The organism is Yinghuangia sp. YIM S09857 (assembly GCF_051388915.1).
Classification (GTDB): Bacteria; Actinomycetota; Actinomycetes; order Streptomycetales; family Streptomycetaceae; genus Yinghuangia.
On the sequence record NZ_JBPKBH010000005.1, the window covers coordinates 1 to 26,214 of the forward strand.

32 protein-coding genes and 1 pseudogene are annotated in these 26,214 nt (G+C 72.0%); 13 read left to right on the plus strand and 20 right to left on the minus strand.

Annotation, left to right across the window (positions count from 1 at the left end; all coding sequences use genetic code 11):
* Positions 1 to 156 precede the first annotated feature (156 nt).
* Positions 157 to 567 (plus strand): VOC family protein, encoded by a 411-nt coding sequence (locus ACRX5S_RS11460; protein WP_436772764.1) that lies wholly within the window; start codon positions 157 to 159, stop codon positions 565 to 567.
* 159 nt (positions 568 to 726) lie between these two features.
* Here the strand turns inward: ACRX5S_RS11460 and ACRX5S_RS11465 are convergent, their stop codons facing one another.
* Positions 727 to 1,413 carry a helix-turn-helix domain-containing protein gene (locus ACRX5S_RS11465; RefSeq protein WP_436772765.1) on the minus strand — a complete coding sequence of 229 codons (687 nt, stop codon included), beginning with the start codon at positions 1,411 to 1,413 and terminating at the stop codon, positions 727 to 729.
* 114 nt (positions 1,414 to 1,527) lie between these two features.
* Between ACRX5S_RS11465 and ACRX5S_RS11470 the strand changes: the two genes are divergently transcribed.
* Entirely contained in the window at positions 1,528 to 1,731 is a 204-nt protein-coding gene (locus tag ACRX5S_RS11470) for a YegP family protein (protein ID WP_436772766.1), read from the plus strand.
* An 82-nt stretch (positions 1,732 to 1,813) separates the two neighbouring features.
* Here the strand turns inward: ACRX5S_RS11470 and ACRX5S_RS11475 are convergent, their stop codons facing one another.
* The 7 genes from ACRX5S_RS11475 to ACRX5S_RS11505 form a co-directional block, all read right to left on the minus strand.
* Complete coding sequence (locus ACRX5S_RS11475; protein ID WP_436772767.1) at positions 1,814 to 2,188, minus strand: TraR/DksA family transcriptional regulator; 375 nt, start codon at positions 2,186 to 2,188, stop codon at positions 1,814 to 1,816.
* A gap of 544 nt (positions 2,189 to 2,732) precedes the next feature.
* Positions 2,733 to 4,115 (minus strand): L-serine ammonia-lyase, encoded by a 1,383-nt coding sequence (locus ACRX5S_RS11480; protein ID WP_436772768.1) that lies wholly within the window; start codon positions 4,113 to 4,115, stop codon positions 2,733 to 2,735.
* Positions 4,116 to 4,314: 199 nt separating this feature from the next.
* Entirely contained in the window at positions 4,315 to 4,620 is a 306-nt protein-coding gene (locus tag ACRX5S_RS11485) for a hypothetical protein (protein ID WP_436772769.1), read from the minus strand.
* Positions 4,614 to 5,051, minus strand: coding sequence for a hypothetical protein (locus tag ACRX5S_RS11490; protein ID WP_436772770.1), 438 nt, complete (start codon positions 5,049 to 5,051; stop codon positions 4,614 to 4,616). Before ACRX5S_RS11490 ends, ACRX5S_RS11485 begins: the two co-directional genes overlap by 7 nt.
* A 94-nt stretch (positions 5,052 to 5,145) precedes the next feature.
* Positions 5,146 to 5,988, minus strand: a complete 843-nt coding sequence (locus ACRX5S_RS11495) for a regulatory protein RecX (RefSeq protein ID WP_436773195.1) — start codon at positions 5,986 to 5,988, stop codon at positions 5,146 to 5,148.
* Positions 5,989 to 6,292: 304 nt separating this feature from the next.
* Positions 6,293 to 7,348: a recombinase RecA gene (gene recA, locus ACRX5S_RS11500; RefSeq protein WP_436772771.1), complete on the minus strand. Its 1,056-nt coding sequence runs from the start codon at positions 7,346 to 7,348 to the stop codon at positions 6,293 to 6,295.
* Between the two features lie 420 nt (positions 7,349 to 7,768).
* Positions 7,769 to 8,062: a hypothetical protein gene (locus tag ACRX5S_RS11505; RefSeq protein ID WP_436772772.1), complete on the minus strand. Its 294-nt coding sequence runs from the start codon at positions 8,060 to 8,062 to the stop codon at positions 7,769 to 7,771.
* Between the two features lie 199 nt (positions 8,063 to 8,261).
* On the opposite strand from ACRX5S_RS11505, the gene ACRX5S_RS11510 reads away from it, so the two are divergent.
* The gene (locus ACRX5S_RS11510; RefSeq protein WP_436772773.1) at positions 8,262 to 8,873 is read left to right on the plus strand and encodes an NADPH-dependent FMN reductase; all 612 of its coding nucleotides are present in this window, start codon (positions 8,262 to 8,264) and stop codon (positions 8,871 to 8,873) included.
* A gap of 293 nt (positions 8,874 to 9,166) precedes the next feature.
* Here the strand turns inward: ACRX5S_RS11510 and npdG are convergent, their stop codons facing one another.
* Positions 9,167 to 9,859 carry an NADPH-dependent F420 reductase gene (npdG, locus tag ACRX5S_RS11515; protein ID WP_436772774.1) on the minus strand — a complete coding sequence of 231 codons (693 nt, stop codon included), beginning with the start codon at positions 9,857 to 9,859 and terminating at the stop codon, positions 9,167 to 9,169.
* A 223-nt stretch (positions 9,860 to 10,082) separates the two neighbouring features.
* On the opposite strand from npdG, the gene ACRX5S_RS11520 reads away from it, so the two are divergent.
* A complete protein-coding gene (locus tag ACRX5S_RS11520) occupies positions 10,083 to 10,802 on the plus strand; it encodes a DUF1508 domain-containing protein (protein ID WP_436772775.1) in 720 nt (239 codons plus the stop codon).
* A 216-nt stretch (positions 10,803 to 11,018) separates the two neighbouring features.
* Complete coding sequence (locus tag ACRX5S_RS11525) at positions 11,019 to 11,798, plus strand: MgtC/SapB family protein (protein WP_436772776.1); 780 nt, start codon at positions 11,019 to 11,021, stop codon at positions 11,796 to 11,798.
* Between the two features lie 33 nt (positions 11,799 to 11,831).
* On the opposite strand, the gene ACRX5S_RS11530 is transcribed toward ACRX5S_RS11525, so the two are convergent.
* Positions 11,832 to 12,050, minus strand: coding sequence for a hypothetical protein (locus tag ACRX5S_RS11530; RefSeq protein ID WP_436772777.1), 219 nt, complete (start codon positions 12,048 to 12,050; stop codon positions 11,832 to 11,834).
* 80 nt (positions 12,051 to 12,130) lie between these two features.
* Between ACRX5S_RS11530 and map the strand changes: the two genes are divergently transcribed.
* The gene (gene map / locus ACRX5S_RS11535) at positions 12,131 to 12,979 is read left to right on the plus strand and encodes a type I methionyl aminopeptidase (protein ID WP_436772778.1); all 849 of its coding nucleotides are present in this window, start codon (positions 12,131 to 12,133) and stop codon (positions 12,977 to 12,979) included.
* 82 nt (positions 12,980 to 13,061) lie between these two features.
* Positions 13,062 to 14,033 (plus strand): hypothetical protein, encoded by a 972-nt coding sequence (locus ACRX5S_RS11540; protein ID WP_436772779.1) that lies wholly within the window; start codon positions 13,062 to 13,064, stop codon positions 14,031 to 14,033.
* 241 nt (positions 14,034 to 14,274) lie between these two features.
* Here the strand turns inward: ACRX5S_RS11540 and ACRX5S_RS11545 are convergent, their stop codons facing one another.
* The 3 genes from ACRX5S_RS11545 to ACRX5S_RS11555 all read right to left on the minus strand — a co-directional run bounded on the left by ACRX5S_RS11545 (position 14,275) and on the right by ACRX5S_RS11555 (position 15,947).
* Positions 14,275 to 14,982, minus strand: coding sequence for a bifunctional DNA primase/polymerase (locus tag ACRX5S_RS11545; protein ID WP_436772780.1), 708 nt, complete (start codon positions 14,980 to 14,982; stop codon positions 14,275 to 14,277).
* A 432-nt stretch (positions 14,983 to 15,414) separates the two neighbouring features.
* Positions 15,415 to 15,657 (minus strand): chaplin, encoded by a 243-nt coding sequence (locus ACRX5S_RS11550; protein WP_436772781.1) that lies wholly within the window; start codon positions 15,655 to 15,657, stop codon positions 15,415 to 15,417.
* 86 nt (positions 15,658 to 15,743) lie between these two features.
* On the minus strand, positions 15,744 to 15,947 hold the full coding sequence (locus ACRX5S_RS11555; protein ID WP_436772782.1) for a hypothetical protein: 204 nt from the start codon (positions 15,945 to 15,947) through the stop codon (positions 15,744 to 15,746).
* 254 nt (positions 15,948 to 16,201) lie between these two features.
* Between ACRX5S_RS11555 and ACRX5S_RS11560 the strand changes: the two genes are divergently transcribed.
* Positions 16,202 to 16,771 carry a hypothetical protein gene (locus ACRX5S_RS11560; protein WP_436772783.1) on the plus strand — a complete coding sequence of 190 codons (570 nt, stop codon included), beginning with the start codon at positions 16,202 to 16,204 and terminating at the stop codon, positions 16,769 to 16,771.
* A 77-nt stretch (positions 16,772 to 16,848) separates the two neighbouring features.
* Here ACRX5S_RS11560 and ACRX5S_RS11565 read toward each other — a convergent pair whose 3' ends face one another.
* A complete protein-coding gene (locus tag ACRX5S_RS11565) occupies positions 16,849 to 17,499 on the minus strand; it encodes an SDR family NAD(P)-dependent oxidoreductase (protein WP_436772784.1) in 651 nt (216 codons plus the stop codon).
* Between the two features lie 266 nt (positions 17,500 to 17,765).
* Between ACRX5S_RS11565 and ACRX5S_RS11570 the strand changes: the two genes are divergently transcribed.
* Both ACRX5S_RS11570 and ACRX5S_RS11575 read left to right on the plus strand, forming a co-directional pair.
* Positions 17,766 to 18,662 (plus strand): LysR family transcriptional regulator, encoded by an 897-nt coding sequence (locus ACRX5S_RS11570; RefSeq protein ID WP_436772785.1) that lies wholly within the window; start codon positions 17,766 to 17,768, stop codon positions 18,660 to 18,662.
* 221 nt (positions 18,663 to 18,883) lie between these two features.
* Complete coding sequence (locus ACRX5S_RS11575; protein WP_436772786.1) at positions 18,884 to 19,159, plus strand: isoamylase early set domain-containing protein; 276 nt, start codon at positions 18,884 to 18,886, stop codon at positions 19,157 to 19,159.
* Positions 19,160 to 19,402: 243 nt separating this feature from the next.
* Here the strand turns inward: ACRX5S_RS11575 and ACRX5S_RS11580 are convergent, their stop codons facing one another.
* The 3 genes from ACRX5S_RS11580 to ACRX5S_RS11590 are packed head-to-tail and all read right to left on the minus strand — an operon-like array spanning position 19,403 to position 22,291.
* The gene (locus ACRX5S_RS11580; RefSeq protein ID WP_436772787.1) at positions 19,403 to 20,350 is read right to left on the minus strand and encodes an SDR family NAD(P)-dependent oxidoreductase; all 948 of its coding nucleotides are present in this window, start codon (positions 20,348 to 20,350) and stop codon (positions 19,403 to 19,405) included.
* On the minus strand, positions 20,340 to 21,290 hold the full coding sequence (locus tag ACRX5S_RS11585; protein WP_436772788.1) for a hypothetical protein: 951 nt from the start codon (positions 21,288 to 21,290) through the stop codon (positions 20,340 to 20,342). The genes ACRX5S_RS11580 and ACRX5S_RS11585 overlap by 11 nt, the downstream gene beginning before the upstream one ends.
* Complete coding sequence (locus tag ACRX5S_RS11590) at positions 21,287 to 22,291, minus strand: quinone oxidoreductase family protein (RefSeq protein WP_436772789.1); 1,005 nt, start codon at positions 22,289 to 22,291, stop codon at positions 21,287 to 21,289. Before ACRX5S_RS11590 ends, ACRX5S_RS11585 begins: the two co-directional genes overlap by 4 nt.
* Before the next feature lie 361 nt (positions 22,292 to 22,652).
* Between ACRX5S_RS11590 and ACRX5S_RS11595 the strand changes: the two genes are divergently transcribed.
* A complete protein-coding gene (locus ACRX5S_RS11595; RefSeq protein WP_436772790.1) occupies positions 22,653 to 23,195 on the plus strand; it encodes a TetR/AcrR family transcriptional regulator in 543 nt (180 codons plus the stop codon).
* Positions 23,196 to 23,286: 91 nt separating this feature from the next.
* Here the strand turns inward: ACRX5S_RS11595 and ACRX5S_RS11600 are convergent, their stop codons facing one another.
* The 3 genes from ACRX5S_RS11600 to ACRX5S_RS11610 form a co-directional block, all read right to left on the minus strand.
* Positions 23,287 to 23,601 (minus strand): hypothetical protein, encoded by a 315-nt coding sequence (locus ACRX5S_RS11600; protein ID WP_436772791.1) that lies wholly within the window; start codon positions 23,599 to 23,601, stop codon positions 23,287 to 23,289.
* 125 nt (positions 23,602 to 23,726) lie between these two features.
* A complete protein-coding gene (locus ACRX5S_RS11605) occupies positions 23,727 to 24,602 on the minus strand; it encodes a class I SAM-dependent methyltransferase (RefSeq protein WP_436772792.1) in 876 nt (291 codons plus the stop codon).
* Between the two features lie 109 nt (positions 24,603 to 24,711).
* A complete protein-coding gene (locus tag ACRX5S_RS11610; RefSeq protein WP_436773196.1) occupies positions 24,712 to 25,311 on the minus strand; it encodes a helix-turn-helix domain-containing protein in 600 nt (199 codons plus the stop codon).
* On the opposite strand from ACRX5S_RS11610, the pseudogene ACRX5S_RS11615 reads away from it, so the two are divergent.
* A pseudogene (locus tag ACRX5S_RS11615) lies at positions 25,274 to 25,516 on the plus strand (MFS transporter); the annotation flags it as partial. The gene ACRX5S_RS11610 and the pseudogene ACRX5S_RS11615 overlap by 38 nt on opposite strands.
* A gap of 254 nt (positions 25,517 to 25,770) precedes the next feature.
* Positions 25,771 to 25,992, plus strand: coding sequence for a hypothetical protein (locus ACRX5S_RS11620; RefSeq protein ID WP_436772793.1), 222 nt, complete (start codon positions 25,771 to 25,773; stop codon positions 25,990 to 25,992).
* Positions 25,993 to 26,214: the final 222 nt, after the last annotated feature.

Consider the following 26,214-nt stretch of genomic DNA (forward strand, 5'->3'; position numbering starts at 1 on the left):
CGCCCGGCGCCCGGCGCCCGAGCGTACGGCCGGGGGCAGGGGGCGCGGCTAGCCGCGACGCGCGAACCGGCGGGCGGAATCGGGACCAGCCGCGAGCGACGCGCCGTGTCCGATTCGTTCAAGACCCGCGGGCGCCCGGCTGCCTAGTTTGGGCGCATGAGCACTCCGAAACCGCAGATCACGTTCTTCGGGCTGGTCGTCGCCGACATGGCGGCCGCACTGGCCTTCTACCGGCGGCTCGGCCTCGACATCCCGGCCGACGCCGACGCGCAGCCGCACGTCGACGTACCTCTCCCGGGCGGGCTGCTGCTGGTGTTCGACACCGTCGAGACGGTCCGCACCTTCGACCCGGACTGGGAGCCGCCGAAGGGCGGCCACCGCATGGCCGTCGCCTTCACCTGTGCGAGCCCGGCGGACGTCGACAGCCTGTACGCCGAACTCCTCGCGGAAGGCCACCCCGGTCACAAGGCGCCTTGGGACGCCTTCTGGGGCCAGCGCTACGCGACGGTCCTGGACCCGGACGGGAACGCCGTCGACCTCCTGGCCGCGCTGCCCGGCGCCGACTGAGCGCGGACAGAGCGCGGGCCGAGCACGGACTGAGCGCGGATTGGCCGGGGACTGAGGACAGACAGAGCGCGGGCTGCGCGGGGCGACCTGGCGTGGACAGGGGCGCGGAAGGACGCGGACCAGCGCGGCCTCCGCAGGGACCGAGCGGCGCGTCCGGCCTCAGAGGCCCAGCAGCGTGCCCAGCGGTACGCCGGCCAGGGACCGCACCTCGCGGGCGAGGTGCGCCTGGTCGGCGTACCCGGACATGGCCGCGACGTCGGCGAACCTGCTTCCACCGCGGGCGAGTTCGAGAGCGCGACCGAGGCGGAGCACGCGTCCGAGGGTCTTGGGGCCGTACCCGAACGCCGCCACGCTGCGCCGGTGCAACTGCCGGTCGCTGAGCCCGGCCCGCCGCGCCAGGTGCGCGACACCGGCGCCGCGCCTCAGTCCCTCGGTCACCATCGCCGCGACCGGATCCGGCGCCGCCTCGCGCAGCCGACGCGACGCGACCTGCTCCAGCAGACCCGCGGGATCGTCGGACTCGCCCATACGTTCGATCAGCTCACCCACGGACCCGCCCCAAAGCTCCGCCAGCGGCACCCTGCTGTCGCGCAGCTCCACGGCCGGGACCCCGAAGACCGCGGGCCCCAGTCCGGGCGCAAAGCGGATACCGGTATACGGCTCCCCGGGGACCTCCCCGATGACGTGCGCGACCGTGTCGGGCCCGGCGACCACCAGGTCACCGCCCATCCAGATGAGGTCCATGCAACCGTCCGGCAGGACGCGCGCCGCCGTCTCGGGCGCGCTGTCGGCGTGCCGCCACCACACAACCGCCCCGGGGACACCGGCCTGCCGCTCGCCATACATGCCCCCCAGCATGCCTCCAGATCGCCGGAGCGTTCACCCGTTCGAGATGCTCCGCCGCACCAGCGGATCTACTCTGCCAATACGTCACCATCCACAGCATTTGAGGTGATTTCTGTGACGGGCAAGTTCGAGTGGTTCAACGACAAGGCCGGGAAATGGCGCTGGCACCTGCTCGCGGGCAACGGCCAGATCATCGCGACGAGCCAGGCGTACAAGTCGAAGCAGGCGTGCATGGACGGCATCGAATCGGTACGCCGCAACGCGCCTGGGGCCCCGGTCGTCGAACACCAGCCCGAAAAAATGATGGCCGGCGTCTGACCGACCACCGCGCCCCCCTGACAACACCGAGGGCCCCGCAGCCTTGTGGCCGCGGGGCCCTCGCTGTCGCCTTCCACCCGCCTCAGCGACGGGGCGCATCCGCACAACGCACACACGTACTCGCCGCCGGACGCACCTCCAGCCGCTCCGCCGGAATGGCCTCGCCGCACACGTCGCAGCGCCCGTATTCACCGCGCCCCAAGCGCTCCGACGCCACATCGAGCTCCGCGAGCCGCTCCCGCGCCTGCGCGAGCAACGACGCGACATGCGCCCGCTCGAACGCGGTGCTGGACCCCTCCGGGTCATGCTCGTCATCCACCGCCACCAGGGCGTTGGCCGCCACGATCTCGTCGAAGTCGCGACTCAGCGCGGCGATCTGCGCCAACGTCGCCACCCGATCCGCCGCCAAACGCTCCCGCGCCGACGATTCGTCTACATTCCCCACGGAATCACCCATCCCCACCCAACACCCCCGAGCTCCCACCCCATTCCCCAAGCCCGGGCCGTCCCAACCTCCGGCCGCCGGTCACAACCAATCCCCGTCGCGCGTTCGCGATCTCAATCCAAGGGCCTGTTACTAGTCGCCCGATTTTCCACCCGCGAACACCCCGGGCCGACCAAGATCATCGAGCGTCCCGCCCCCGGAACGGCAAAGCCACCCAAAGCTCAATGATGTTCACCGTGAGCCGCGCACGGGCGGTTTTCCGCCACTCGACTCCCTCAATCTGGTCACGCCGGGCGACAGGGGGTCAAAAGCCGGGACGTGTGATTGCCGGCGAGCCGCCAGGCCGGGCCGGGTCCGGTCGGGTCCGCCCGAGCCGGGTCCGGTCGGGTCCGGCCGAGCCAAGTCCGGCCGAGCCGGGTCCGGCCGAGCCGGGTCCGGTCGGGTCCGGCCGAGCCGGGTCCGGCCGGGTGACGAGGCGATACGCACCGAAGTGGTCCGTCGGCACGACGAGTTCGGCCCCGGCGGCGTACTGCTCAGTCGGCGCCGGGGCCGGGGATCAGCACTCGATGATGTTCACGGCGAGGCCGCCTCGGGCGGTTTCCTTGTATTTGGTTTTCATGTCGGCGCCGGTTTCCTTCATGGTTTTGATGGCCTTGTCGAGAGAGACGTGGTGGCGGCCATCGCCGCGGAGGGCCATTCGGGCGGCGGTTACGGCTTTGACGGCGGCCATGCCGTTGCGTTCGATGCAGGGGATTTGGACGAGGCCGCCCACCGGGTCGCAGGTGAGGCCGAGGTTGTGTTCGATACCGATTTCGGCGGCGTTCTCCACCTGTTCGGGGGTGCCGCCGAGGACTTCGGCGAGGCCGCCCGCGGCCATCGCGCAGGCGGAGCCGACCTCGCCCTGGCAACCGACCTCGGCGCCCGAGATGGAGGCGTTCTCCTTGAAGAGCATGCCGACCGCCCCCGCCGCGAGGAGGAACCGTACGACGCCGTCGTCGTCGGCGCCCGGGACCGCCGCGGCGTAGTGGTGGAGCGCCGCCGGGATGATGCCCGCGGCGCCGTTGGTGGGGGCGGTGACGACGCGGCCGCCCGCGGCGTTCTCCTCGTTGACGGCCATCGCCCACAGGGTGACCCACTCCATGGCGTGGCTGGCCCGGTCGCCCTCGGCGCGGAGCACCTTGGCGGTGTGCGCGGCGCGGCGGCGGACCTTGAGGCCGCCGGGGAGGATGCCCTCGGTCTTGAGTCCGCGGGCCACGCATGCGCGCATGACGTCCCAGATCTCCAGGAGGCCCGCGCGGACCTCCGCCTCGGTGCGCCAGGCCTTCTCGTTCTCCAGCATCAGGGCGGAGACCGACAGACCGGTTTCGCGGGTGAGGCGCAGCAGTTCGTCGCCGGTGCGGAAGGGATGGCGCAGCACGGTGTCGTCGGGCTTGACGCGGTCCGCGCCGACGGCGTCCTCGTCGACCACGAAGCCGCCGCCGACCGAGTAGTAGGTCTTCTCCAGTACGGGCGCACCCTCGGCGTCGTACGCGCCCAGCGTCATGCCGTTGGCGTGGTACGGCAAGGACTTGCGCCGGTGCAGCACCAGTTGCGCGGCCTCGTCGAAAGCGATCTCGTGCGCGTCGCCCAGTTCCGCCCCGAGCAGACGCAGGCGGCGGGTCGCGCGGACGCGTTCCAACACCGGCTCGACGCCCTCGGGGTCGACGGTGCGCGGCGAGAAGCCCTCCAGGCCGAGCAGGACAGCCTTCGGTGTGCCGTGGCCGTGACCGGTGGCGCCCAGCGAGCCGAACAGTTCGGCGCGCACCGACGCGGTCTGGGCGAGCACCCCCTGCGACTTGAGGCGCCGGGCGAACATCCGGGCCGCGCGCATCGGACCGACCGTGTGCGAACTCGACGGGCCAATGCCGATCGAGAACATGTCGAAGACGCTGATCGCCAACGGAGGTGGCCTTTCGTGGGGTCACGGTCGGTGGGACGGTCGCTGGACGTCGGTGGAGCCGTCGGTGGGACGGCCCGCCGAGCGGCGGGACGGCCCGCTTGTGGCGGGCCGCGGGCGGTGACGCGGGTGATGCGTGGTCCCAGGGTAAGCGCAGCGCTTTCGCGGCGTGGGCGCGACGACGCGGCGCGGCGCGAAGTGGTCAGCGGGCGTACTCGGCGGCCCGGCTCTCGCGGACGACGGTGACCCTGATCTGCCCCGAGTACGTCAGCTCCTCCTCGACCTGCTTGGCCACGTCCCACGCGACGACCTGCGCCTGAACGTCGTCCACCAGCTCCGGGAGCACCATGACCCGCACCTCGCGCCCGACCTGCATCGCGAAGACGCGGTGCACGCCGGTGTGTGCGAGGAGATCTGCTCCAGGCGTTCGCTTGACGTACATCTCCAACGACCCGCGCGGTGCGCCCGGACGCCCTCCCCAGACGGCGTCCGCCGCCTGGGTCAGCACCGCCTCGACGGAGCGGACCTCGACCTCGTTGTGGTGGGCCTCGATGGCGTGGACGACGTCCTGGCCTTGGCGGCCTCGGCGGTGAGTGCGGCGGCACGCTCCAGCACGAGCCGTCGTTCCTCCGCGACCTCGGCGAGCTGGGCGCGCTTGGCCTCCAACCGCTCCTCGGCCACGGCGAGGTCGGCGATGCGCTCGCGGACACGCGCGCGGTCGGTGTCGAGGCGCTCCTCGCGCGCCGAGACCCGTTGTTCCCGGCACGCCAAGTCCGCACGGCGGTCGGCGAGTTCCTCGGTGACGCGGCGGTTCTCGCGCTGCACCTCAGCGGCGGCGGCGCGGATGTCGGCCGCCTCGGCGTCGGCACGGGCACAGAGTTCCGCGGCCTCGCGGTCGGCGCGCGCGGTGACCTCGTCGGTGGTCGAGTCGGAGCCCACGCAATGCGAGGTGGCGGGAACGCGGCAGCCCTGGCGTTCCGGTGCGGCGGTGGTTGTCAGGTGGGGTGCGTGTGGTGGTGCTTCTGTCCGGCGGTCAGTCCTCTGGTTCCGGGGGTGTGTCGTCGGCGCCGAAAGGTTCGTAGGACCAGGGGTCGTCGGGGAAATCGCGGTGGGCGGCTTCGTCGGCGTCCAGGGCCTCGCGTACGACGCGCAGGGACAGGCCCTCGCCGTAGCCCTTGCGGGCCAGCATGCCGGCCAGTCGGCGCATGCGGACTTGGCGGTCGAGGCGGCGGGTGGCCGGGATACGGCGTTCGACCAGCGCTCGGGCGGTGGCCAACTCCTGTTCCGGGTCCAGTCGTTCGACGGCCTCGCTGACGAGGGCGGAGTCGACGCCGCGCTGCCGGAGTTCCTGGGCGAGGGCACGGCGGGCGAGGCCGCGGCCGGTGTGCCGGGTGTCGACCCAGGCCGCCGCGAACGCCGCGTCGTCGATCAGCTTGACCTCGGTGAACCGGCCGAGCACGTGTTCCGCCACGTCGTCGGGGACGCCCCGGCGCTTCATGGCGTCGGCCAATTGCGCGCGGGTGCGCGGCTGGCCGGTCAACTGGCGCAGGCAGATCGCGCGGGCCTGCGCCTCGGGGTCTTCGTCCGGGTTGATCTGCGCGGGTCCGATGCGCCGTTCGCGGCGTGGCGCGCCCGGCTCCCCGGTGTTGTCACGACGGCGGCGGCCGCGGCGCCTGCCGCCGGGGCGCGGCGCGTTGTCCTCGGTGTCCGAGGTGTCCGAGGTGTTCGAGATGTCTGGGGCGTCCGGGGTGTCCTGGGGGTCGGCGCCGGTGCGCTTGGGAGCGGCGCCGGGCACGGTGCGGCCGGGTGCTCGGCGGTTGGCCTCGGTCCATTCCTGGATCGCGTCGGCGGCCCCCGAGCCTCCTTGCAGGGCCATGCCGAGCAGTGCCCGCGCGCGTTCCTGCTCCTCGGGGCTGACCCGCCCCGCCCATGTGTCGTTCCATTCCGGCACGGCGTCCGCGGGCTCCGGCCCGTCGTCCGCCTGTCCCGCGCCGTCGTGCGCGGGCCCCTCGTCACGGCGGTTCCCGCCGCTCACCGCTCGCACTGCCTCCGCCCACTTCCCTGCCGCGGCAACGTCGCCACGCCGACGGCCCCCGAGCCGTCCGCGCGTGGGGGGCCGGGTCTGCCGCCCGGCCCCGTTCCCTCGTCCCGGTTCCCTCCGGCCCGCTGTCGCGGGTCGGTCAGGAGCCTTCCGCGGCCGCCGGGGCCGCCTCGGCCGGGGCCTCGGCGTCGACGCGCGGGCCCACGCCCAACTTCTCCTTGATCTTCTTCTCGATCTCGTTGCCGAGGTCGGGGTTGTCCTTGAGGAAGTTGCGGGCGTTCTCCTTGCCCTGGCCGAGCTGGTCGCCCTCGTACGTGTACCAGGCACCCGACTTGCGGATGAAGCCGTGCTCCACGCCCATGTCGATGAGGCCGCCCTCGCGGCTGATGCCCTCGCCGTACAGGATGTCGAACTCGGCCTGCTTGAACGGCGCGGCCATCTTGTTCTTCACGACCTTGACGCGCGTGCGGTTGCCGACCGCCTCGGTGCCGTCCTTCAGCGTCTCGATGCGGCGGATGTCGAGCCGCACGGACGAGTAGAACTTCAGCGCGCGGCCACCGGTCGTGGTCTCCGGCGAACCGAACATCACGCCGATCTTCTCGCGCAACTGGTTGATGAAGATCGCGGTGGTCTTGGTCTGGTTGAGCGCACCGGCGACCTTGCGCAGCGCCTGGCTCATGAGGCGGGCCTGGAGACCGACGTGCGAGTCGCCCATCTCGCCCTCGATCTCCGCGCGGGGCACCAGGGCCGCGACGGAGTCGATGACGATGATGTCGAGCGCGCCGGAGCGGATCAGCATGTCCGCGATCTCAAGCGCCTGCTCACCGGTGTCGGGCTGCGAGACCAGCAGGGCGTCGGTGTCGACGCCGAGCTTCTTCGCGTAGTCCGGGTCGAGGGCGTGCTCGGCGTCGACGATCGCGGCGACGCCGCCGGCGCGCTGCGCGCTGGCGATCGCGTGCAGGGCGATCGTCGTCTTGCCGGAGGACTCCGGGCCGTACACCTCGACGATGCGACCGCGCGGCAGACCGCCGATGCCCAGCGCGACGTCGAGGGAGATCGCCCCGGTGGGGATGACCTCGACAGGGGCCCGCGCGTCGTCGCCGAGGCGCATGACGGAGCCCTTGCCGAACTGCCGTTCAATCTGGGCGAGGGCGGCGTCGAGCGCCTTCTCGCGGTCCTGTCCTGCTCCTGCCATCGCTGATGCCGCCCTGTCGGGTCGTGGTGTGCGCTTCATTGTCCTGACGCTAACCCGTCCCACCGACATCGTGGGCCGCGCCTCGCACACCTGTGGATAACTCCGCCGGACCAGCGTAAGCGAAAGTTTGTTCGAGTACGACGTCGACACACTCCCAGGCCCCGAAAATCAGGCGAAAGAGGGTGTTCGCCACCGGCGCCCACGGCGTGCCACCCGGGCGCACGGGGCGCACGAGCGGGCGCCGGGGTGGCATGGAAGCGGGAAGGCGAGGCGGGAGGCGAGGGCTCAGGCGGGGCGACCAGGCGCGAAATACGGGCGGAGGCGGGCTCGGGCGCGCGAGTGGGCGCAGGCCCGACTCACGGACGCGAGCGGGCGCAAGTCGACTCGGGCGAGCGCGGGTTCGGGTGGTCTTGCCCGGGATCAGCTCGACGTATCGACCGCCTGGGTCTTGCGGGCTCGGCGGAGGTAGAACCACGCGATGTTGCCGTCGACCGCGGCCAGCAGCAGGAACGGGACGCCGAGCCAACTTCCGTCGGCGAACGCAATCACGGCAGCCACCAGGGCGAGTACGCAGACGGCGAGGGCCAGTACGGCCACACGCGGCGTACGTACAGAATGCGCGCCGCCCGCGGAACCGGCGGATGCCGACGAGGCTGCGGGCGAGGAAGGTGCGGAGGACATGCGGTCGGCTCCCAGGGCGGCGGTGTCGTTCACGTCATTGTGGCCGAACGGAATAAAAGCCCGGCGCCCGGACCTGCATACCCGGGGGACGGCAGCGAGGCGCACCCCGGCGGCGCGCTGTTGGCGGGACGGGGAAACCCGGCCCGGCAGCCCTCGACCCGGAAGTTGAAATCTCAACGACCCCGAGGTACGTTGTTCAACGTTCAACCACAAAGCCGCTGGAGGTTCCGCCATGACCCGCATCCTCGCCATCTCGGGTTCCATCCGGACCGAGTCGTTCAACACCGCCCTGCTGAACGCGTTCGGCCCGCTCGCCCCCGAGGGCATGACGATCGAGGTCTTCAAGGGCATCGACGAGCTGCCGCACTTCAATCAGGACCTGGAGGCGGACGTACCGGCCTCGGTACTGCGCCTGCGCGAGGCCGTCCAGGCCGCCGACGGCGTGGTCATCTCCACCCCGGAGTACAACCGGGCCATCCCCGGCGTCCTCAAGAACGCGCTCGACTGGGCCTCGCGTCCGTACGGCCAGTCCTCGTGGGCCGGAAAGCCCGTCGCCGTGCTGTCCTCCTCGCCGGGCGTCCAGGGCGGCATCCGCGCCCAGGAGGAGCTGAAGGGCCAGCTCCGCAACCTCGCCGCGTACGTCGTGCACGGCCCCGAGATCGCCATCCCCGAGGTGCACACACGCCTCAGCGTGGACGAGCAGGCCCGCGTCACGCTGACCGACCCGGCCACCTCCGGCATGGTGAAGTTCCTGCTCGAAGGCCTCCAGAACGCCGTGGACGCCAAGTCCGGCGAGAACCACACCAAGGCCCTCAACGCCTGGGCCGCCTCGCTGGCCGCCTGATTCGCGGACCAGGGGCGAACCACGGGATGTGAGCTCCCGAGCGGACGCCGAAGGCCCGGCACCGGAAGGTGCCGGGCCTTCGGCGTGCCAAAGCCGTGCGTCGTTTGCGACGTGGTGACGCACCACCGACAGCAGGCACGGCGTCGTCGGTTACCACGGTCGGCCGCGTGTCGGTGCCATCGGCCGCACGGCCGTACGCGGTTGCGCAGCCCGCAGACAGCGAGCCCGCACGCACCCGCGTCCGTCAGACGTCAGACATCGGACGTGAGACGTGAGACGTCAGACGTCAGACGTCAGACGTCAGTAATGCGCACACCCGCGTGTGCCTTGTAACGACGGTTCACCGAGATCAGGTTGGCGGTGAGCGCCTCGACCTGGCCCGCGTTGCGCAGGCGTCCCGCGTACACGCCGCGCATGCCGGGGATCCGGCTCGCCAGCGCCTGGACGGCGTCGGTCGCGGCGCGCTCGTCGCCGAGGACCATGATGTCGGTGTCCAGCGACTCGACGTTCGGGTCCAGCAGGAGCACCGCGGAGACGTGGTGAAACGCCGCGGTCACGCGCGACTCGGGCAGGACGGCCGCGGCCTGCTGCGCGGCGCTGCCCTCCTCGACGGGCAGCGAGTACGCGCCCTGCTTGTCGAAGCCCATCGGGTTGACGCAGTCGACGACGATCTTCCCGGCGAGCTGCGGCGCGAGGGACACGAGGAGTTCCTTGTGTCCTTCCCACGGCACCGCGACGATCACGACGTCGCTCTCGGCGGCGCACGTGGCGTTGTCGGTGCCGCGAACTCCCGCGCCCAGCTCCGCGGCGGCGGACTCGGCGCGGTCCGCGCTGCGCGAACCGATGATCACTTTCTGGCCCGCGACGGCCAGCCGGTACGCGAGGCCGCGGCCCTGCTCACCGGTGCCGCCGAGGACGCCGACCACGAGGCTGCCGACGTCCGGCAGGTCGCGCGGGTCGCGCTGGGCGTTGGAGGGGGTAGTCATGGCGTGATCCTGCCAGTGGGGTGTTCAAGAGGCACCAGGGCTGCGCCCAGATGCAGCCGAGGTCACAGCTCAATTCGGACCTAAGCCGCCATACGAGTATTTCCGACCTTTGACACTTCACCCAAAAGCACCGAAATATGTGACAACAGCGACAATTCGTGCTTCTTTGATACGGAAATCGTTCGGCAACGGGCCGGACATGGCCCGAACACGGGAGGCACCGATGCCGGCGAAGTTCGTTCTCAGCAAGGGGCGTACAGGCAAGTACGGCTTTGTTCTGGAAGCCGCCGACGGCACCACGCTCGCCAAGTCGATGTCGTACGCGACCAAGGCCCAGGCGATGTCCGCGCTTCGCTCCGTGCAGCGCAGCGGCTCCACTGGCGAGGTGGACGACCGGACCGCCGCGGCCGCGAAGTCCGCCGCGAAGAAGAGCACCGCCAAGAAGACCGCGGTCAAGAAGACCGCGAAGAAGGCGACCGCGAAGAAGCCCGTGGCCAAGAAGGCCGGGGCGAAGAAGACCACCGCGAAGGCGACCGCCAAGAGCGCCGCAAAGAAGGCCGGTGCCAAGAAGACCGCCGCCAAGAAGGCGGTCGCAAAGCGCACGACGGCGGCGAAGAAGGCGGTCACCAAGAAGGTCGCGGCCACCAAGGCGGCGACGAAGGCCGCCACCAAGGCCGCCGGCAAGAGGACCACGGCGAAGTCGACGGCCAAGAAGAACGCGGCCAAGAAGAGCACCACCCAGAAGACCACCGCCCGAAAGACCGCGGCGCAGAAGGCCGCCCCCAAGAAGACCCTGGCCGCGAAGAAGTCCGCCGCGCGCAAGCCGGTCGCGAAGAAGGCGTCGGCCAAGGCCCCCGCCCGCAAGTCGGCCGCGAAGCGCGCCCCGGCGACCAAGCGCGCCGCCCGCAAGACCGCGACGCGCCGCGTCGCCGCCAAGAAGTAGCCCGCGGAAATCACCCGGTCGGCCGATAAGTCGCCGACCCCGCACCGGCATTCCGCGGAAGGCGCGTCTCACGCCCGTAACCTGGGCCGATCACCGAGGTCGTAACGTGATCTCGGCCGGACCGGGTTCCGGGCGTGAGGCGTTGTTGAGGCGGTGCCGAGGCCTTGTCGAGGCCTTGTCGAGGCCGTGCTGAGGCGGTGTTGGGGTGGTGTTGGGGTGGACGACGGCATATCCGGCGGCCTTGGGCTGGCCGCGGAGCTGACGCGGGACGACCAGTGGCACCAACTCTGGCAGGTACTCCTGGCGTTCGTGCTGTCGAGCGCCATCGGCATCGAGCGCGAGGTCCGGCAGAAGAGCGCGGGCTTGCGGACGCACGCCCTCGTCGGCGTCGGCACCGCGCTGTTCGTCGAGGTGTCCAAGTACGGGTTCCGGGACGTCCTCCCGGCCGACGCGCCCAACTACGACCCCTCCCGGATCGCCGCGCAGATCGTCTCCGGCATCGGCTTCATCGGCGGCGGCCTCATCTTCGTCCGACGCGACAGCGTGCGCGGCCTGACCACCGCCGCCGTCGTCTGGCTCACCTGCGCGGTCGGCATGGCCTGCGCCGCCGGACTGCCGCTGCTCGCAATAGGCGTGACCGCGCTGCACTTCGTGGTCGTCTTCGGATACACGCCGCTGATCAGGCTGTTCAGCGGGGAGAAGGACGAAAGCGTCGAGCTGCGGCTGACGTACCTGCCCGCACACGCGGTGCTCCCGGCCGCGCTGGTCGCGGCGGTCGCCCACGGCTATCGCGTCCACGACGTGTCGGTGCACCACCAGGACCACGACCCCGGAGCGGCCGACGCCCCCGATCCGGTCGACCGGGTGCGCGGACGGGTGACGTACGTCGTGCTCCAACTCGACGGCGCCGGCGAACCGCAGTCACTGGTGGCCGAGCTCGCGGAGCTCGACGGTGTGCTGGCGGTGGGCGGAGGGTTCGTCACCGAACCCGAGTGACCGGCCGCGCGGCCGTCCGTCGGGCCGTGACGGTCACTCCTCCGGCCGCGGGTCGTTCCAGTGCGGGTCGTTCTCCCACGTCTGGTTGCGCTCGCGCGCGATCTCCAGGGCGTGTTCGGCCTCCGCCCGGGTCTCGTACGGGCCGAGGCGGTCGAGGGCACGGCACTCCGGGCCTTCCTCGACCTTGTTGTGCCGCACGCAGTAGAACCACTCGCCCTCGCGGCCCTTCGGCCGCCTCCACAGCCTGAACATGCGGGCTCCCTGCCGGTCGACGTCGCGGTGCGTGTTCGCGGGTGATGATGCCCGTACGGCGCTGGCTACACTCGCAGGTTATGGCGACTCTCGTTCCCGGCAGACCGACCCCGATCCGCACCGTCCCCGCCGGCATCCCCCGGCCGGAGTACGTGGGGAAGGCGGCGCCGTCGCCGTACCAGGGGCCGGACGTCCAGACCGACGAGACCATCGAGAAGATGCGGATCGCCGGACGCATCGCCGCCGGATCGATGGCCGAGGCCGCGAAGCACGTCGCGCCCGGCGTCACGACCGACGAGCTGGACCGGGTCGCCCACGAGTACATCCTCGACCACGGCGCCTACCCGTCGTGCCTGGGCTACCGCGGCTTCCCGAAGACCGTGTGCACGTCGATCAACGAGGTCATCTGCCACGGCATCCCCGACACCACGCGGCTCGAAGACGGCGACATCGTCAACATCGACGTGACGGTGTTCATCAACGGGGTGCACGGCGACACCGACGCCACGTACCTGGTGGGCGACGTCGACGAGGAGTCGAGCCTGCTGGTCGAGCGCACCCGGGAGGCGCTGCACCGCGGCATCAAGGCCGCCCGCGCGGGCCGCCAGATCAACGTGATCGGCCGCGTGATCGAGTCGTACGCCAAGCGCTTCGGCTACGGCGTGGTCCGCGACTTCACCGGCCACGGCATCAACTCGTCGTTCCACTCCGGACTGATCATCCCCCACTACGACGACCCGCGGGCCGTGACGGTGATGGAGCCGGGCATGACGTTCACGATCGAGCCGATGCTGACGCTCGGCACCCACGAGTACGAGATGTGGGACGACGGCTGGACGGTCGTCACCAAGGACGGCAGGCGCACCGCGCAGTTCGAACACACCATCGTCATCACGGACAGCGGCGCGGAGATCCTGACGCTGCCGTAGTCTCCCCGTCGTGTCCCGTACCGCACACACTTCCCCCAGGCAGAAGAGTTCGCCGGCATCGCGCATGCGCCGAATGCCCCGAGTGCGCCGAATATCCAGAGCGGTCCCCGCGCTGGCGCTGTCCCTCGCGCTGGCCGCCGCCGCGTCCGGCTGCGTCAGCGTCGACGGCGAGAACGCCCGCGTGGCACCGCTGGACGAGCGCGAGGCGGCGGGTGTGCTCGCCGACTTCGACGCCCGCAACAACGAGGTCTACGCCAAGCGCGACGCCGCGCTGAACTCCGCGATCGAGACCGGTTCGGTCGGGGCGATCGACCAGGCGTCGCTGCGCGTCATGGAGTTCAACGACCCGGAGCGCAAGCGCGAGATCCCGGCCTTCACGCACGACAACCCGACGTACTGGATCCCGCGCACGGTCGGCTGGCCGAAGTGGTTCGCGGTGCACAACACGCCGTCGTACGCGAACGCGCGCCCGATGCTGCTGGTCTTCACCAAGGACGGCCCGGACGCACCGTGGCGGGCCTCGTGGGGGCCGACGCTGCGGGCGGGGGCGTCCTTCCCCGAGCCGTACCGCGACAAGGACGGCCATGTCGAGCAACTGCCCCCGGACGCACCGGGCCTGGCCGCGCTGCCCCGCGACACCGCGGCGGCGCTGACCGGCTATCTGACGGACGGGCGCTCGTCGGCGGAGCTGTTCGCGCCGGGGCCGCACACGAGCGAGGCGCGCAAGTTGCGCGAGGAACCCGTGCAGAACGGCTACGTACGGCAGTTCGTGGACACGCCGGCGGCACAGTACGAGCCGCTCGCGATCCGCACGGCCGACGGCGGGGCGCTGGTGCTCTTCGCGGTGACGCACAGCATGAAGCTGACGGTCCAGCCGCCGAACACGCTGGGCCAGGTGGAGCCGACGCAGCGGGCGTTCCTGGCGGCGGAGCCGAAGAGGTCGGTCACCGAGCACAAGTTGGCGGCGTACGCGGCCGTGGTGCCGCGGGCCGGGGCCGGGCAGGTGCAGGTGGTCGCGATCATGACGGGGGTCGTGGGCGCCGAGGGCGAGTGACCGGCCGCGGCCGGTGCAGGTGACCGGCAAAGCGGCTGACGGCCAGAGCGGCTTCCGGCCAGGGCGCCCGAAAGGCAACGCGGCCGAAGGCCGACGCGGCTGAGGTCGGAGCAGGTGACAGCCACGCGGGTGGCAGACGGAGCAGGCCGCGGGCGTGCGGAAAGCGGCGTGCGTATGCGCGGCGTGCGGCAAAGCGGAGTGAGCCGGGAGGGTCCGGCTCGCTCGGCCGCACGCGCAAAGGTCACATGCCCATGAGCCAGCGGGAGTCGACGGCCGACGCGCCGACCGTGTCGCACGCGTCCGTCAGCACGTCGAGGACGCGCAACGGGTCGGGCAGCGGCGTCTCGGGGCCGCGGATCCAGTGCATCCGCTCCCCCGACGGGTGGCGCGACGGCGGCAGCAGGACGTAGCTGCCGCGGCAGTGCCAGCGCAGGCCGGGGTGTTCGTCCAGCGTCTCGGGATGGCAGTCCAGCTCGCAGGGCCACCACTCGTCCTCGTCGACGGGGGTGCCGCGCGTCGCGGTGAAGAACAGGTGCCGGTCGGGGCCGCACGCGGCGACCGGGCCGACCTCGGACCCGAGGGCTTGAAGGGCGAGTTCGCCGGCTTCGGCGGGAACGTCCAGCACGTCGTGCGCGACGCCGGTCGCGGTGACGAAGTTGGCGTCGGGATGGCGCTCCAGCCAGCGCGTGACCTGGACGACGTCGGTGGTGGCCTGGGTCTGCCAGGCGAACGAGAGGGGGTGCATGCCGGGCGACGGACAGCCGATGCGGTCGCACGAGCAGCCGTATTCGAGGGGGTGGGCGGCGGGGCAGACGGGCCAGCCGAGGCGTACCACGTCGAGGATGAGGTCGGCCCGCCGGTCGCGGCCGGCCCCCGGGTCCTCGCGCTGCACGCGACGCAGCCATCCGGCCACGCGGGCCCGCTTGCCGATGCGATCCGTACGGTCCATGGCACCCCTTCTTCCGCCTGCTGACCTTGGTCCCCCGACGCGAGGCGTCACCGGGAACGCGGCGTCACCGTGAACAACGTGGGAGAACGACGAAGGCAATCCCCATCATCGCGGTTCTCGGGGCCGCCGGGCCGGGTCGGGTGCCGAGGTGACCGGATTGCGATCGAAGAGCTGCATCCGGTCACCACTCTTGGGCGCTTCGATACCGGTTTCGGTTTCGACGGTGTTCGGATGAGGTCTTCGTTCAAGTGTGCGACATGTGCGCGCGGACTCGCGCCCGGGGGTCGGGCACCGCGCGCGGGGCCGTAACGGGCGGACGCGGTACGCCCGGTCCCGAAACGCGAGCGGCCCCGCTCCCGGCATACCGGGAGGCGGGGCGCTCGGCGCAACCGACCGCGGCCAAGGAGGGCAGACCGCGGGCGGCAGGCGGGTTCAGCCGTGGTTGATGCACGTGTTCCCGAAGGCCGGGTTCAGGGCACCGATGACGTCCACGCTGTTGCCGCAGACGTTCACCGGAACGTGCACGGGGACCTGGACGGCGTTGCCGGACAGGACACCGGGCGAGCCGACGGCCGCGCCGTCCGCGTCGGAGCTGGCGTGCGCGGCACCGGCGCCCGCGGCCACGACGCCGCCGGCGACGGCGGCCAGGACGGCCGCCTTCTTGATGTTGTTCACAATTCCTCCACGAAATGCTGCCGATCGGGTTCGGCAACGTGCCCAACGACGGACCTCGCAAAGGGATACGTGATAGTTGTCCTAATTCACCCGTTCATCCGAGGCAGTACGACCGCTTCGGGCGTCGGGTCGTTGTCGGTGGTGTTGCCCGCCTTGACCATGAAGCAGCCCAGGCAGTACTTCGACCAGGGCTTTCCCGGGACGTACTCGCCGTTGTACTTCCACGCGTGCGGCACGTCGTCGTGGCAGCGGAACGGCCACGCGTTACGCCATCCGTTGTCATCGTCCACGGGTACTCCAGCGCCGTGAGGGGTCCTAGACTCACCGTAACGGCCGTGGAGGCGGACGGAGGACCTTCCCATGGAGTGCGGCGTGTGCGGGGGCCGGAAGGGTTACTTCCGGAGGGTCACCGAGGTCAGGGACGGTAAGGTCGTCGAACGCCGTGAATGGGTCGACTGCTCGGCCTGTCGCGGCACCGGGCAGATCCCGGGCTGACCTGGTAAAGGCGTTGCCGGGCACCGTGGTACGCCGTGAGCATGGCGGCATGGACGGTGCGACGGGGACCGAGGCACGGACACCTGCCGAGATGTCGGCGTTCGGAGTGGTGGCCAACGTGCGCTCCGAGACGGCCCAGGGCGACCACGGCCTCGACATCCGCAGGGGCCTCCGGCACTTCTCCGGCGGGGCCAAGGTCTGGGTGCTGCCCCCGCAGTGGGGCGACGGCGGCGACAAGGTGTTCGTCGTGGGACGCCACCGAGGCAACCGCACCTCGTACATACGGATCGTGATCGAGAGCCGCCATCTGGAGAACTTCCGGGTCAGGGGCATCTACAGCCCCGCCCTGCTGCGCGCGATGACGCGACCCGGGCGCGGCGACCGCGACTACCCGGTGCGGCCGCTGTGGCGCGACCGCGAGGAGGCCGAGCGGTTCGCCGCGGCGCGCAATGTCGAGAGGCTCCCGGCGGTGAGCACCGAAGGGGTCACGCTGGCGTGGGTCCCCAATCCGCCTCCGCTGGAACTCGATGCCAAGGGCTGTGTCTGGTACCTGGCGCATCTCAACAACAGCCGCGCGCTCTACTCGTCGCTGACGCCTCCGGAGGAACCGGCGCTGTGAGCTCGCTTCGAGCTCGCTCTGCGCTGATGACGTCACGGGCCGGACCGCGACGGCCCGCGCGCCGGGACGGGGCCCGCTCAGCGGGCGTACAGGACCTCGCGCTGCCAGTCCGCTTCGGGACGTCGGTGCAACTCCCAGTACTGCTCGGCGATGTCGTCGGGGTCGTACGCCGTGCCGCGCCTGACCTCGCCCGCCACGGTGACGGTCGTCACATGGACGCCGGAGGGGCCCAGTTCCTGCGCCACCATGTCCGTCGCCGCGCGTACGCCCGCCTTGCCGAGGGACAGGCTGAGGTAGTCCGCGAGCGGCTGCGGCATGCCGCCGGTGACCAGGAACGTGCCGCGTCCGGCGGCGGCCATGCGGGGGCCGAGGTGCGCGGCGGTGGTCAGGACGCCGACGACGTTGACGGCCAGGGTCGCGAGGAATTCGTCGGCGGACAGGTCGCCGAGTCGGTCGGCGCGGATCAGACCGGCGTTGTAGACGACGGCGTCGGGCACCCCGTGTGCGTCGACGGCGGTGTCGAGTGCGGTGCGCAGGGCCTTCTCGTCGGTGGCGTCGGCGGCCAACGCGAGCGCCCGGCCGCCGTCCCCGCGGACCGCGGCGGCGGTCTCCTCCGCGGTGGCGGAGCCGCGGGCGACCACCGCGACGGGCAGGCCCTCGCGGGCGAACCGCCGGGCGACGGAACGGCCGATCAGCGGTCCGGCGCCGACGATGATCAATCCGGGCATGGCTTCTCCTGAAAGTGTCGTCTCTGCTGTGGGGTTCGACGCGGGCTGGACGTGGGGCAACCGGGGTCAACGGGGGTCGGTCGTGCCTCCGGCCGCACGTCCGGAGTGCGTCCGGGAGTGCGTCCGGCCCCGCGTCCGGCGTTGAGTCGGCGTTGTGTCCGGCGTTGAGTCGGCGTTGTGTCCGGCGGGCGTTGCACAGCCACCGTCTCGCTCCCGCTGCCTTTAGACAAGCGAAAAGATCTGCACGGACCGTTAAGCTCCCCTGCATGCTTGATGTGCGACGCATGCAGGTGCTGGAAGCCGTCCTGGCCGAGGGGTCCATCACCGCGGCCGCGCGGCGCCTCGGGTATACGCCGTCAGCGGTCAGCCAGCAGATCGCCGCGTTGGAGCGCGAGGCCGGGCTGCCGCTGCTGGAGCGCACCGCGCGCGGCGTGCGCCCGACCCAGGCAGGGCAGTTGCTCGGCGAGTGCGCCGCGGAGGTGGGCGCACGGGTCGGCGAGACCGAGGCCCTGCTGGCCGATCTCCGCGCGGGCCGGGCAGGCCGGGTGTCGGTCTGCTACTACGCGGGGGCGGGCGCGGCGCTGGTCGCCCCGGCCGTCACCGCCCTGCGCCGCGAGCGTCCCGGCGTCCAGGTCGACCTGCGCCTGACCGACCCGGCCGATCCGCTGCCGGAGGTCCGCGAGGGGCGCGCCGACCTCGCGCTCGTGCTCCGCGCGGGCGGGCCGCCGTCCGAGGACGGGCTGCGGTTCACGTACCTGCTCTCGGACGCCTACCGCGTGCTTCTCCCCGCCGCCCACCCGCTGGCGGCCCGCGAGACGGTCGCGCTCGCCGACCTGGTGGGCGAGCCGTGGGTCGGCAGCGCCTGGCAGGGGCCGTGCACGGACGCGGTCCTCGCGGTCTGTGCGGCGTCCGGGTTCCGCCCGGAGTTCGCGGTGCGGTCCGAGGACTACCTCACCGCCCAGGCGTTCGTCGCCGCCGGGCTGGGGGTGAGCGTGGTCCCGGGGATGGGCGCCGGGCCCCACGTGCGGGACGGGGTGGTCGTCCGCGATCTGGGCGACGCCGGTGCGGTGCGTGGGGTGTACGCGGCGGTCCGCGCCACGTCCCCGGACCATCCGGCGCTCACCGCGATGTTGGACGCCCTGCTCCGCGCCGCGTCGGCGTGACCGCACAGCCGTGCCCGCGCAGCAGTGACCGCGACGGCGTGACACGACGGCGTGCCAGTGCCGCGCGGAACGGCGCGTCTCCGGCCGCCGTTTGGCGGAATCACCGCGCGCCGCGCCCGGAATGCGCGGGTCGTCCGGCCGCGGCACGGCAGCATGTCGGCCAGTCGGCACGGGTCGGACCGTCCGTCCGTGCATCCACTCCCGGAAGGAGCCCGCGGGCCATGCTGGAGCGCACGCGTTTGAAGGACAAGGTCGACGTCACGTTCATCCTGCCCGGCGACCTGCCCACGGGCGCGGTCAGCGTGGTGGGCGACTTCAACGCGTGGGAGCCGGGCGTCCACACGCTTGCCGCCCGCAAGGACGGCACGCGTGCGGTGTCCGTCCAGGTCCCGGCCGAACAGCGCCTGTACTTCCGCTACTTGGCCGAGGGCGGCCACTGGTTCGACGACGTCGAGGCGGACGGCCACGACGGCCGCAACGGCTACCTCGACAGCTGACCTCGGACGGGGCGTTCCGGCCGCTCGCGTGCGCGGACGCAGGTCTTCAAACGCAACGGCCTGCCGTGCCGAAGCCGGTGGGCCGGTGCGGCGTTCCGCGGGCCTTGGTGACACACGTGCCGCGGGGCGCTCGGGTGGGCCGGGCGCTCCGCGGGGGCGGTGTCGCCGGGGCCCGGCAAGGCGGCCGCGGGCGGGTCTGGGACTTCGCGCGCTCGGCGCGGTTGCGCGCGCGGGCCGACGCGGTCAGTAGAGGTTCATCTTCGTGTCCTGGTCCGGCCAGGTGAAGTGGGGGGTCCAGGCGGCCATGTCGTCCATGGCGCCGGCGGGAACGGTGTAGGCGCTTTCGTCGGCTACGGCGTCTGCCGCGCGGGCGACGTCCTCGGGGGTGGGGTCGGGGAGGAACGCGCCCCTGGTGGTGGCGAGGAACAGGCGGGAGACGCGGCCTCCGCCGGCGATGAGCTTTTCGCCGTTCCAGGGGCAGTCCTCGTGCGCGAGGAGCGCGACGACGGGCGCCACGTGCTCGGGGCGGAAGTGTTGCAGCCAGGTGCGGAAGGCCGCGTTGCGGATGCCGTCGTTCCCGGCGGTACGGGCGACGGGGAGCACCGCGTTGGTCTTGATGCCGTGCCTGGCGCCTTCCAAGGCAAGGGTGTTGGTGAGGCCGATGAGCCCGCCTTTGGCCGCTGCGTAGGGGGCGGTGCAGGGGATGCCGAAGACAGCTTGCGAGGACGTCATGACGATGCGGCCGTACCGCTGCGTGCGCATGGCCCGCCACGCGGGACGGGTGACGTGGAACGCGCCGCGGAGGTGGGCGGTGAGCAGCGCGTCGATGCGCTCCTCCGCGAACTCGGCGAATCCGTCGCCGCCTTGCGGCCCTGCGTTGTTGACGACGATGTCGACGCGGCCGAAGTCGGCGAGGGCCGAGGCGATGATCGCCTCGCCGCCGTCCGCGGTGGCCACGGTGTCGCGGTTGGCGACGGCGGTGCCTCCGGCGTCCCGGATCTCGGCGGCGACGGCAGCGGCCCGGTCCTCGGCGGTCGCGTTGCCGTGGGTGTCGACGCCGAGGTCGTTGACCACCACCGCGGCCCCGCGTTCGGCGAGCAACAGCGCGTAGGCGCGGCCCAGTCCGCGTCCGGCGCCGGTGACGACGGCGACGCGGCCGTCGAAGCGGAGCGGTGTCTCGTCAGGCGCCATGGGGTGCTCCTTCGTTGCCGTGAGCGGAGGGCGCGGGCGCGGGTCGGGCCCCGAACGCCGGTTCGACTGCCGTGAGTTCGATGTCGAAGCCGAGGACGTCGCGGCGCGGGAAGGTCGCCTGGGGCCACGATGCGAGGTCGTCGACCGCGAACACCGCGGTGGTGATGCCGGGACCGCGGCGGAGGAGGTCGTCGTACAACTGCCCGCCGCGGTGCGGCTGTACGTACTCCAGTTCGAGGCCGCGCAGAGCGACGCGCGCGGAGCGGGCTTCGGGACCGGAGTCGTGTCCGTACGCGTCGGTGCGGTCCTCCGCGGAGAAGAGCCGTTCGATGTTGCCGAGGTAGTGGTCGAGGTCGTCCACCAGCACGCGTAGGCGAGCCAACCGCCGTACCTTGTCGTCGATTTGCGGCCTCGGGTAGGTGAACGCCGGGTACATGTACCGCTGTTTCGCGGCATCGATCCACGGGGCCTCGGAGAACTCGAAGTCGAAGCCGAAGAGGTGCCGCGTCCCCATGTAGAAGCCTTCGGCGAGGGCGTCGTCGGGCTTGGCGTTGCCCTCGCCGAGGAACCTGAGCCAGGAGCCGCTCGCGGTGCGCCAGGCCAGGCGCGTGGTGGCGCCCGCGCCTTCGAGGATGTCGCGCGCGGCCGGGGCGTCGTCCACGAAGAAGGTGAGGTTGGTGACGCACGGCCCGCCGACGCGGCGCAGTTCCTCGGCGGTGAAGATGTTCTCGGTGAGCGGGCTACAGAACTGGAACACCGCGTCGCCGCAACCCCGGTGGTCGATGTCGAGCACGACGCCGGAGATTCTGCGCACGAGTTCCTGTTCGATGGGCGCCGCGCCGAGCAGGCCACCGAAGTCGGCGCAGGCTGCCGGGACATCGCGTACGGCCGACTCGATTTGCAGGCAGTTGGTCGTCAGGTTGATCGCCTTGGTCGTCACGGGGTCTCGCCTCCGACGGAGAGCAGGAGTTTGCCGGCGGTCGCGCGGTCTTCGAGGAGCCGGTGCGCTTCCGCGGCCCGGTCGAGTGGGAGTACGGCGTGCACGAGCGGGCGCAGCCAGCCCTCCCGTACGCCCTCCCACACCCGGTCGGCCGTCGCGAGCACCTCGGGGCGGTCGCGCAGGAAATTGGTCATGTAGCCGCCCGACACGGTGACGGACCGGGCGACGAGTTCCAGCGGGGAGAAGGCCTCGGGGGCTCCGGCGGCCTGGCCGAATACGCAGATGCGGCCACGGACGGCCACCGCCTTCAGGTCGGCGCGGAACGTCCCGGCTCCGACGCCGTCGACGATGTAGTCGACGCCGCGGCCCGCGGTGAGGCGCAGCACCTCGTCGGCGAAGTCGCCCTGGCGGTAGTCGATGACGTGGTCGGCCCCGGCCCCGGCCTCGGCGGCGACCGCGGCCTTGGCCGGGCTGCCGACCGTGCCGTAGACGGTCGCGCCCAGGTGCTTGAGCCACTGCACGGCGATCCGCCCGGTGCCGCCCGCCGCGGCGTGGACCAGGACGGTGACGCCGGGGCCCACCGGGTGCTGGTCGTGCACGAGGTAATGCGCCGTCAGGCCCTGCAGGAGGACGGCGGCCGCGGTGTCGAGGGGGATGTCGGCGGGCACCGGGACCGCCTGCGCGGCGCCGACGACGGAGTGTTCGGCGTACGACCCGACGCGCGAGGCTTCGCGGACCGGCGCCCAGGCCACCCGGTCCCCGGGGGCGAGGCCGTCGACGCCGGGACCGACGGCGGCGACGACGCCGGATCCCTCGACGCCGGGGACGAAGGGGAACGCGTGGGCCGCCGCACCGCGGCGCATGAGGACGTCGGCGAAGTTGACTCCGGCGTACGCGGTCCGGACCACGACCTCGTCGGGGCCGGGCGGGGGCGCCGGCCGCTCGGCCGGTTCGAGGACGAGCGGGCCACCTGCGGTGGTGGCGACGACGGCCTGGGGCATGGATCTCCTCGTCACGCGGACGGCGTCGGCCCGGCGCGCGTGCCGCCGGACCACACTGATTAATTGCGACGGATAGTTGCAGATAATGGAAGGGGCGGCAAGCGGTACCGTGGCGCTTCGCCCCGACGACACCCGCCCGCGACACCCGCCCGCGACACCCGACGACCCCCTCGACAGCACCCTCGACGACCTCCCGACCAGGAGCACCCCGATGACCGCACACCCTCCCCGGTCACCGGCACCGTCACCGGCACCGGCGTCGGCACCGGCGTCGGCACCGGCGTCGGCGCAGACGCCGGATCCGCGGCCGACACGGGGCCGCGGCCGCCCGCCCGGTCCGGCCGCAAGGGTCCGGGACGCGGTGCTGCGCGCGGTACGGGAGGAGTTGGTCGAGCACGGGTACGCGGACTTCCGCGTGGAGCGGATCGCGGAGCGGGCGGGCGTCCACAAGGCCACGCTCTACCGGAACTGGCCGACCCGGACGGACCTGGTGCGGTCGGCGACGGCGGAGTGGCAGAGCACGCGCCTGGACATGCCGGACACCGGCTCGTGGCCCGGCGATGTCCGAGCCTTCTGCGCGGCGTTCGCCGCGTTCCAGCGCCTCGACTACACGCGGGCGCTGCTGCGTACGATCGTGTTCGCCAACACCGACGACGTCGAACTGCGCGACGAACTGCACGCCACCTGGCGCCGGTTGGGCGGCCAGCTCCGCGAACTGGTCCTGCGCGCAAAGCGCCGCACCGAGGTCGCCGCAGACTGCGACCCCGACCTGGTGATCGAAATGATCGCCGGCCCGATGGTGCACCGAACCGTGGTGACGGACCGGGCCTTGGACGACGAATTCGCGGGCTCTGTTGCCGAATTCGTCATCGCGGCGACGTGGTCCGCATCAGGGCGCGACTGAATCACGGCGCGGCTGAACCGCACACCGGGGTCCGCGCCCTGCCGGGGGCGCGGAACCGACGTGGGTCAGGAGTGGGCCTGGGGCGGGGAATTCACCGACCGGGCGCGGGTGGACGGGTGTGGTCGGCGCCGAAGGGGTTGTGGCCGACCTGGGGGTCGGGGGCGGACGAAGGCGCCGAACCCGCGAAGGGGTTCCGGCCCGAGGCGGCCTGGTCGGGCAGCGCGCCGACACCGGCTTCCTGGGACCGGCGCTGCCTTCGGCCGCGCACCTTGAGGGCGATGAAGGCGACGACGAGCAGGACGAGGAACACGATCTGCGCCTCGTCGGCGATCGCGTCGGGCAGCAGGAAGAACGACACGCTGGCGACGATGTCGGCGATGAAGCTCCCTACACCGGCTTCGGACACGACAAATCCCCTCAAGACGATCGCGGTCGGCTGACGATCAGGCGACGACGGGTCAGCATAGGGGCGGACCACGGGGTAGGGGCGGGCGGCAGCCGCAATTGCGCGAGCGCGGCGCTGCGCACACCTCAGGGACGCGCGACCCAGACGGTGCGCTCGGTTCGGAGGGCGAGGTCGGTGCGGCGGAGAATGCTCCGCGGGCCGTCGCTGTCCAGCAGGGCGTCGAGTGCGGCGAGGTCTTCGGGCGAAATCGCGTCGGCTGCGCCGCCCCGCAGGCGTTGCAGTGCGGTGCGGGCGTACCGGCCCACGGCTGCGCTGTGAGCGCCCTCGACGGTGACGGCGACGGTTCGTTCGCCCGCGAGGTCGAATCCGGCAGCGGTCAGCATCGGGCCCCAGTCGGCACCGCGATGGGGTACGTGGGCGGCATGGTGAGCGGTCGCCGCGTGCAGGCGCTCCTCCAGTCCGGGCCGGTCCTCCGGGGCGTCGGCGGGCAGGAAGCGGGGCAGGTCCGCGAGTTCGACGACGACGAACAAGCCGCCGGGGGCGAGTAGTTCGCGGACCGCGCGGAGGACACGCGCCGGGTCGGCCATGTGGTGCATCGAGGCCGACGCCCACACCAGGTCGGGAGCGCCGAGGTCGGGCCAGTCGACGGCGTCCAGGTCGGCCTGCACGGTGTGGACGCGCGCCTGGAGCCCTCGCGCGCATGCGTTCTCGCGCAGGCGATGGAGGTGTTCGGCCGACGAGTCGACGGCGGTGACGCGCGCCTCGGGGAAACGGTCGAGGAGGGCGAACGTCCCCGCTCCGGTGCCGCTGCCGAGGTCCACGATCGCGCGGGGCGCGGTCGTGACGGGCAGCCATGCGGTGATGGCGGCGGTGTACTCGGTGAGAACTTCGGCGTCCAGGTCGAGCATGTCGGCTTGGCCACCGAGGTCGGCGGGGCTGTGCTCCCCCGATTCGCGAACGTGCGAATGCGGCGGGTGGGAGTGCGAGTGTGCGTGGGACATGGCGGCCACGCTACGACCGATATGCGCGCTTGGCACCGTTCATTGCCGCATACGCAAGGAGATCGTCGGCTGCGGCGCCGGACGCGCAAGAGCGGCGAGCCAGGTCCGTTCAGCGCTCGCCGTCGGCGACCTTGTCGGTACGGTCGCGCTCGTGGCCGCGCCGGGCGTCGCGGTCGAAGATGCCGAGGATCTCGCACGGCCCGCCCTCCGCGCCGATGGCGTGCGGCAGCATCGTGGGGAACTCGGCGGCCTGGTTGGCCTCGACGCGGAACCGGGCGTGCCCCAGCATCAGGATCGCGGTGCCGGACAGGACGACGAGCCACTCCCGGCCCGGGTGCGCCCGCATACGCGTGGGGTTGTCCGGCGGCGGCTCGGTCATCCGCTGGCGTACCACGCTCATGCCCGGGGAACCCTTGATCGGCCAGCGCATCAGGTTGTGGGCGGCGTCGATCATCGGGCTCGTGATGACGTCGTCGGACGCCGTCTCGACCAGTTGGTCCAGGGAGGTGTCGAGCGCGCGGGCGAGGACGACCAGTTGGTCCAGCGCGAGCCGCCGCTGACCGTTCTCGATGCGCGACAGGGTCGACTGGCTGACATTGGCGCGGCCGGCCAGCTCCTCCAGCGACCAGCCCTGGGCCACACGCAGGGCCCGGATGCGTTTGCGTACGAGGCTGTCCAGCTCGCCGTCATTTTGCGCCATAGGCAACATCATATGCCGATCATGCAAGATGGGGCTCAACGACGTCACCCGCGAGTTCGGCACCGCGCTCGGCGTGGCCCCGCTCGGCGCGCTCGTTTCCGCCGGGTACCGGAACGCGATCGACGGCAGGTTGGACGGGGGCCCGCCGGGCACCGCGGACGCCGCGCGGGAAGGCGTCGCCAACGCGGTCGAGGCGGCGGGCGGCGGCGGTCCGTCCCCGACACGAGGCACCTCAAGGGGCGCGTACGAGGCGCGTTAAGGCGCCGAAGACTTCCGGGTTCCGGCAATGTGCACGGCGCCGCGGTGCGGCACGATGGGCACCGGTCGGCACCACGGCACGCACGCCGCCACCGCCGACCGCACACCGGCAGTGACCCGCCGATTCGGCACCGGAGGCAAACGGAGGCGACAGTGACTCGCAACCCTCCCGAATTCACGTTGGTCCGACGCGGCTACGCCCGTGGCGAGGTGGAACGTTTCCTCCTCGACGCGGACGGCCGTCCGCCCGGACCACCGCCGCAGTTCACCATCGCGGCGAAGGGCTACGACCGCGGGGAGGTCGACGCGTTCATCACGTCCCTGCGTGACTCGCCTCACCCCGGCGCCGCCGCGCCCGTCGCCCCGAGCCCGGATCCCCACCCCAAAACCGCGCCGGGTCCCGCCCGGAGGTGGTGGCGGCGACGGCCCTGACCTGCGCAGGAAGGCGTACGCGTCCCTCCCCGAAGCAGCACGCAGGCCGATACGCCCAGGCAGCGGCGGGCGCAGCCCTCGTCCGTGATGGGTGTCGGCACGGATGGACGCCGCCGCCGCGCGCGGCCACACTGAGCGGTTGCTGACCGCGACCGCGCTCCCCGGCGTGGACGACGGTCGTCCGCGCCGGGACGCGGCACCCTGCCGCGACCCCCTGCCGCC